The sequence below is a fragment of the Staphylococcus pasteuri genome (genome assembly GCF_030547725.1).
GTDB classification, from domain to species: domain Bacteria; phylum Bacillota; class Bacilli; order Staphylococcales; family Staphylococcaceae; genus Staphylococcus; species Staphylococcus pasteuri.
On record NZ_JAUOQO010000973.1, the window covers coordinates 1 to 236 of the forward strand.

Below are 236 nucleotides of genomic sequence, written 5' to 3' on the forward strand. Positions count from 1 at the left end.
TTGTAATGCTCCCAAACTAAGCCATCTGTGGAATAGCATTGGCGTAAACAAATATTTTGAGCAATGGTAATCGCACGGTGTAAATAACGAGATTCTTGGGTAGCCTCATACGCTGCAATCATTGCTTCGCATGCATGCATGTTGGCATTTTGACCACGATAGTCACTTACCGTTTGCCAATCGGCACTGGCTTCGTCGGCATACAATCCCCACTCCTGTTGCCAAAAACGCTGCTC

1 protein-coding gene is annotated in these 236 nt (G+C 46.2%); it reads right to left on the reverse strand.

Going from position 1 to position 236, the window contains the following annotated elements:
* Nucleotides 1–206 (reverse strand): AGE family epimerase/isomerase (locus Q4528_RS16080; protein WP_303522766.1); only part of this gene is annotated, 206 nt, incomplete at its 3' end.
* Nucleotides 207–236 lie beyond the last annotated feature (30 nt).